3 protein-coding genes and 1 pseudogene are annotated in these 7,114 nt (G+C 34.0%); 2 read left to right on the forward strand and 2 right to left on the reverse strand.

Annotated features, from left to right (window positions below; genetic code table 11):
* Positions 1–22 precede the first annotated feature (22 nt).
* Both O970_RS09625 and O970_RS09630 read left to right on the forward strand, forming a co-directional pair.
* Positions 23–1,306, forward strand: coding sequence for an HlyD family secretion protein (locus tag O970_RS09625; RefSeq protein ID WP_166667119.1), 1,284 nt, complete (start codon positions 23–25; stop codon positions 1,304–1,306).
* Positions 1,306–3,438 (forward strand): peptidase domain-containing ABC transporter, encoded by a 2,133-nt coding sequence (locus tag O970_RS09630; protein WP_133459481.1) that lies wholly within the window; start codon positions 1,306–1,308, stop codon positions 3,436–3,438. The genes O970_RS09625 and O970_RS09630 overlap by 1 nt, the downstream gene beginning before the upstream one ends.
* A 240-nt stretch (positions 3,439–3,678) precedes the next feature.
* On the opposite strand, the gene O970_RS09635 is transcribed toward O970_RS09630, so the two are convergent.
* Together O970_RS09635 and O970_RS09640 are read right to left on the reverse strand one after the other, a co-directional pair.
* Positions 3,679–4,641, reverse strand: coding sequence for an aldo/keto reductase (locus O970_RS09635; RefSeq protein WP_133459482.1), 963 nt, complete (start codon positions 4,639–4,641; stop codon positions 3,679–3,681).
* A gap of 293 nt (positions 4,642–4,934) precedes the next feature.
* Positions 4,935–6,031: pseudogene (locus tag O970_RS09640) on the reverse strand (lactate oxidase).
* Positions 6,032–7,114: the final 1,083 nt, after the last annotated feature.

The raw sequence follows: 7,114 nt of genomic DNA on the forward strand, positions 1-7,114 counted from the left end.
AAAAAGCGTAATGGATGCGAATGTGTCGAGCGGAAACTCATTATTTAGACAAGAAGCAGTAAATAGTCAACGGCAACAGTGGCAAGGTAGAGTACTATTATTATCTGGGATTCCAGCTAAATACTATTTGATATTTTTATGCTTATTTTTAATGATTTTCTTATGTTTTATTTTTTTTTGTAATTACACTCGTCGTATCACTGTTCTCGGTGAAGTGGTAACCTTTCCCCATCCTATTAATATATTCGCTCAGCAGAGTGGTTATATTACCGATACTTATGTTTCGGTTGGCGACAAAATTAAAAAAGGACAAGCCATTTATCGTTTAAACGTTGCGGTAGAAAGTAATACAGGAAAAGTGAGCGATAAAACAGCAGAGGCAATTGATCAGCAATATCGAACCATTGAAGACATTATTATACGTTTGCAACAAAATAAAAATGAGACACTAATGGTATTGAATAAGCAGCTAGAACAATATCAAATCGCCTATCAAGAAACACAAGCCATTGTTGAAAAAGCCCGTATTGGCGTAGAAAAAATGCATGAAGGTATGCAGGGATATGAAAAATATCAACATGAAGGACTCATTACTAAAGATCAGTTAAATAACCAGATCTATAGCTACTATCAATATCTAGCCAGTTATCAATCATTAAACACTCAAGCTATTGAACAAAAAATTCAGCTAGAACAAATCAAAAGCCAAATATTAATTCAAACGGCTGAGTTTGATAATCAAATTGCTGAATACCAAGTGCAACTGGATGCGTTATTAAAAGAACGAATTTTATCTGATGCTAATGATAGTATTGTGATTGTCGCTCCAATGGATGGACAGGTAGAATCCTTAAGTGTAACCAAAGGAGAGATGGTAAATATTGGCGCGAGTTTAGTACAGATTCAACCATTGGGTGATATCGTTTATTCTGTAGTGGTTTGGTTACCTAATAATAGCTTACCTTATGTCAATATTGGTGATACATTAAATATTCGTTATGTAGCTTTTCCTGCTGAAAAGTATGGACAATTTGCTGGAAAAATTACAGCAATTTCACAGATCCCCGTATCAGCAGCTGAAATGTTAAATTATAGTAGCGCACCGCTAAACAATAGCCATGAAAGTTATTATAAAGTCTCAGTAGCACTGAATAAACAATTTATTTATGATGGCAAACGTCAGTTTAATTTATCTCATGGGCTTGTCGTTAATAGTACGGTATTTTTAGATAAAAAACCCCTATATCAATGGATTTTTCAGCCTGTTTATACGATCAAAGAAAGCGTTGGAGGTCCAATTCAATAATGGATAAGATGTTATTTCAAAAAGTAGTAGATAAACTACAATTGAATTGGCGAATTAAGTTACCACAAATTTTACAATCAGAATCCGCTGAGTGTGGACTTGCTTGTCTGGCAATGATTTGTCATTACTATGGACTATCTATCGATTTATTTAATTTAAGGCAACAGTTTGGATTTTCATCTAAGGGGGCATCGCTCTCTGTAATTAGGGCGATTGCTGAAAGTATAGGACTAAAATCAAGGGCATTATCGTTAGATATCAATGAATTAAAAGAACTTAAACGTCCTTGTATTTTACATTGGAATATGAATCACTTCGTTGTATTAGTCGCCGTAAGGAGAAATAGTATTGTGGTTCATGATCCAGCATTTGGTCGTAGAGATATTAGTCTAAAAGAGACCTCAGCCGCATTCACTGGTGTTGCATTAGAACTATGGCCAGATAAAGGATTTGAAACAGCGACGGTTAAAACCAGAATTAAACTTAATGCATTGTTCAAAAGTATTACTGGTTTACCTGAAGCACTATTAAAAATTTTTTGTTTATCCGTGCTTATTGAAGTGGTTAATTTACTTTTACCTGTTGGTACACAACTTGTTACTGATTATGCCATTGAAGCGCGCGATCACAGTTTATTATCATTAATCTGTTTAGGATTGACTTGTACCTTATTTTTTCGAACACTGACCAGCATTGGTAGAACTTGGATTTCTATTATGCTTAGTACATTAGTGGATATACAATGGAAAAATACGTTATTTGATCATTTAATGAAATTACCATTAGCTTTTTTTGAAAAGCGCAGTTTGGGGGATATTCAATCTCGCTTTGCATCTTTAGATGTTATTCGAGAAACATTTATCAACAGTATTATTAGTGTAATTATTGATTGCATTATGGTCTTTGGTTTATTGATTATGATGTTTTTTTATGGCAATTGGTTACTATGGATAGTTATCGGTTTTACCATTATCTATGCGATTATTCGTATGGTGACTTATCGTTATAATTTAACCTTATCTGAAGAGCAAATTGTTAAAAGTGCCAAATGCAATTCACATTTTATGGAAACACTATACGGTATGCTAACCGTTAAAGCATTAGGGATTGCGGATAAACGCGCCATGCATTGGTTAAATCTAAATATTGATGCGGCAAATAGTAATATAAAATTAACGCGTTTTAATATGTTAATTGGAGGGATCAATACTTTTCTCGCAACGATTGATCAAATTATCATATTATGGCTTGGCGCAATGTTAGTCATTGATAATGCGATGACATTAGGTATGTTCTTTGCGTTTAATGCCTATCGAGACCAATTTACAGAACGTGCCTCAAATTTGATTGATGTTGGTATTAGTTTTAAGATGCTTTCCTTACACAATGAACGTATTTCTGATATCGCTTTCACTGAAGCAGAAGCAGAAAAAACAGAAAAACGCTGGGTGGAATCAAATATACCCGTATCACTTGAGATAAGAAATCTTAGCTTTCAATATGATCCGCTATCATTACCTGTATTTGAACAACTTAATTTTAACATAGAGGCGGGTAGCAGTGTGGCCATTATTGGACCATCAGGCGTTGGTAAAACGACGTTACTCAAAGTCATGAGCGGTTTGTTACAACCAACCCAAGGAGAGGTACTTGTCAATGGATTGGATATCAATAAGTTAGGATTAAATAACTATAGGCAGATGATAGCGTGTGTGTTACAAGAAGATCGGCTATTTTCTGGTTCATTATTTGATAATATAGCGGCTTTCGATCAGGATATTGATCACGAACGGGTCAAACGATGTGCTGAACATTGTAATCTTGACCAAGAAATTATGGCAATGCCAATGGGATATGAAACGTTAATCGGCGAATTAGGCACTGGATTATCAGGTGGACAAAAACAGCGATTATTAATTGCGAGAGCCCTCTATCGTCGTCCTAATATTCTTTTTATGGATGAGGCTACCAGCCATCTTGATTTAGAAAATGAGTCAGTCATTAATCAATCTATGCGCAGCTTAAATATTACGCGAATTATCATTGCTCACCGTCCTTCTACCATAGCATCGGCTGAAAGAGTGATTGCGCTCCCCGAAGGAGAAGAGATAATCTGGAAAAATCATCAATAGAAGCAATGTTTATACCTAGTATCAATTAACTTTTTAACATGTCTAATCGTCTTAGCTGGCTAGATAATACTCAGATTTATCTAGCCTAAGAAAGATAGTTAATATATAAACACGTGGATATCTATTTATATGAATTATTCAATGTGTTTATTTAACATTCTAAGTAACGCCAATCTATTGTATATAGTGAGGGTTAAGTGAATATGATGTTTATCGACTGTTATAGAAGAGAAACATAATTTAAACCGCACCCACTATACGATGGGGTATATATAATTCTTCAAGGTATAGCACATCTTGCTCTGATAATTGAATATTTAATGCTCCCACCGCATCATCGAGGTATTTGGTTTTGGTTGTACCTATAATTGGTGCCGTTACTCCCTTAGCAAATTGCCAAGCTAAGGCAATTTGCGTCATTGTTGCATTATATTTGTCAGCAAGTTGCTGCACCCGAAGAATAATATCCATATCGGTATTTTTGGTACTATCATATTTTGAAATAGCAATTTGATCGGTTTTACTACGTAACGTATCTGCTTGCCAATCTAAACGAGAAAGTCTCCCTGCGGCAAGTGGACTATAAGGTGTCAATGCGACATGATATTGTTGGCAAATAGGAATTAGCTCTCGCTCATCTTCGCGATAAAGTAAATTATAATGATTTTGCATGGAGACAAAAGGTGTCCAACCACCACGCTCCGCAACTAATTGCATATTAAAAAACTGATAGCCATACATGGCTGATGCGCCTAAAGCCCGAACCTTTCCAACTTTAATCAGTTTATCTAAAGCTGCCATTGTTTCGTCTATAGGGGTTGTGTAGTCAAATCGATGAATAATATAAAGATCAATATAATCAGTTCCAAGACGTTTAAGTGAAGCATTAATTTCTCTTTCAATAGCGGCTTTTGAGAGACGGCCTTCATTAAAATAGACTTTCGTTGCAATCACGACTTTCTCGCGGGCAATATTTTTTTTGATAGCTTGTCCTAAATATTCTTCACTCGTTCCACCTGAATAACTATTTGCTGTATCAAAAAAGTTAATTCCCAAATCTAAAGCATGCTTAATCATTATTTCACTTTTATCGGGATCAAGTGTCCAGGCATGCATTTTACTGGCAGGATCACCAAAACTCATACAACCTAAACAAAAGCGTGAGACGTTAATATCAGAATTCCCCAATTTTAAATAGTTCATTTTACCCTCGTTTTATTTATTAAAGAATTAAAAGGGATAGAAAATATGCTATTTTCTATGATAGTGGATATGAAAAACAGATTATTGCCCATATTAGAACAAAAATTATTTTCACTTTCTTATCTGAAGGATTAAAATTCAATCAATCAAAAAAGCGTTATTACCCGCTTTTTTGATATCTTATTCAGGTTATCAAAAAATGATAAAAAAAGACATTTTTTAATCCATATTTACTTGATAACCGTTGAATATAATCCATAACGGATAAATATAATTTTTATATTTTTCAACTATTATAATAATATCGTCTGTTTAACCGCCTCAATATCGCGAGTTCCAGCAAGTTGCATGGTAATCGATAACTCTTTATTTAAATGGTCAAATACCGATTTTACACCTTCAGCACCACCCAAATTTAGTCCATAGATAACAGGACGTCCTATAGCAACTAAATCAGCACCGCAAGCAAGTGCTTTAAACACATGTTGACCACGGCGAATGCCGCTATCAAATATAACGGGTACGCGTTTTGCCACAACAGCGGCAATACTTGGCAAAACATCAAACGAGGCGGGGCCGCGGGGCCGCCATCTAATTGGCGTCCGCCATGATTAGAAATCCAAATGCCATCAGCACCTGCTGTTATTGCAATAGCGGCATCTACCGGTGACTGAATCCCTTTGACAATAACAGGGCGTTTAGCTAATTGTTTTATTTTCTGAATATCAGAAGGAACAATACCTTGCTTGGCTGCGGCATAGATCGCACTAATTCCTTGTCCTTTTCCGTCACCAGAATGGCTGTAAGCCGTTAAGTTTGGCATAGGTAAAGGGAATTGAAAATGATTAATGATATCTTGTTCGCGATAACCACCCAACGTCGAATCAACGGTTAAAATAATGGCTTTAGCGCCAGCTTTTACTGCTTTATCAATAATAAATTGATTAAATCCATCATCTTTACTCATATATAATTGAAAAAAATAAGGCGCATTAGGTGCTGCGGCGGCAGCATCTTCGATAGTCGTATTCGCATAAGTACTAATGGAGAAAATAGAACCTGCTGCGGCAACGCCTTTTGCCGTATCCACTTCACCTTTATTATGAGCTAAACCGTGTGCCGCAGAAGGTGCTTGAATAATCGGTGTTTTTAGAGAAATATCCCATAAGTTAGTCGTTAAATCAGCACTATCAATGCCTTGTAACACACGCGGCACTATTTTTTTGCGATTAAATGATAATGTATTGTCGCGCATAGTAATTTCATCTTCAGCGCCGCCATAAATATAACCAAATGCACCGGTTTCCATTCTGGCTTTAACTTGATGTTCAAGTAATGCAATATTCACAATATCAATTGAATGCTCTTCATTGCTCGTATGATAAACCATAATACCGCTCCTAATTAAAAAACAACCATTATTGGGTTGTTATATCATAATTAAGTACTTATTAGCCCAAAATTACACCTATTTGCAGGAAGGATAATAAATTTTTAACGATATCATGAATTTGCATTCTATTTATTAAGAATAAATAATGACGTCATCATTCGTGTTTCCATAATTAGCCCTGATAATATTTAAACTATAACCAAAGCGTATTTTAAAATCGCATACTAGCTATTTAGCTTCATACAACATAACAAATCTAACTTATTGGTTTAATTCATATATTTAATTGATTTTATTCATTTAGAATCATTTATTATATTTTGGTTATCGAGTTGAATTTTATGTTTAAAATCGATGAGTGCTTGTAGAATTTATTCTTAAATTTAACTATTTCTATAGGCATAATTTGTCATATATTAGTTAGCAAAGAAAATAATTAGTTTTATGTATATAAAACATAAAATTTATTTTGATTTGATAAATGGATTAATAAAAATCATTTTTTATCGTTGAGGCTTTAATAGAGCGACTTCACATTTCAGATAAAACACCCTAAAAAATCACGTTACCTGTTTTAATTTTTTAATATATACCATTTGTATCGCTCCATATTTCATCCCTTTAATAAAAGATTGAATGATTAGCGACCTAGTTTAGCTACATTTTTTAACAGAAATACAAATCTCCTGTTTTTTTAAAGGAATTGTATTTATATATTCAATTTTAAAAAAATAAGCTATTAATTGAAAAATTATACGATAATAGCAGTAGTAAAATACATGAAACAGGTTAAAATATAATTTGTTAAATTTTTCACCACAGCGGTTTTACTCATATTTTAATTCTAATAGATCCTGATTAGACCAGTAAATTTATTTACTTGATTATATGACAGAAATAAAGGGAATAAAATGAATCGAATTTACCAATTAATCTGGCGCATTTTATGTCAAATATGGATTGCTTTTTATAAATTTATCCATTCTTGCGAAAGAACAGATAGAGTAAGTGTAGTAATGATTTTGAGTAGTGTACTGTTCAGTAATGAAACCGTAGCAGAAACCCAACATATTACTCTTC

The organism is Candidatus Schmidhempelia bombi str. Bimp (assembly GCF_000471645.3).
Lineage (GTDB): Bacteria > Pseudomonadota > Gammaproteobacteria > Enterobacterales > Orbaceae > Utexia > Utexia bombi.

Bases quoted from the DNA above. Each gene is read 5' to 3' on its own strand.
- O970_RS09630 (WP_133459481.1), top strand. From the start codon at position 1,306: ATGGATAAGATGTTATTTCAAAAAGTAGTAGATAAACTACAATTGAAT.
- O970_RS09635 (WP_133459482.1), bottom strand. From the start codon at position 4,641: ATGAACTATTTAAAATTGGGGAATTCTGATATTAACGTCTCACGCTTT.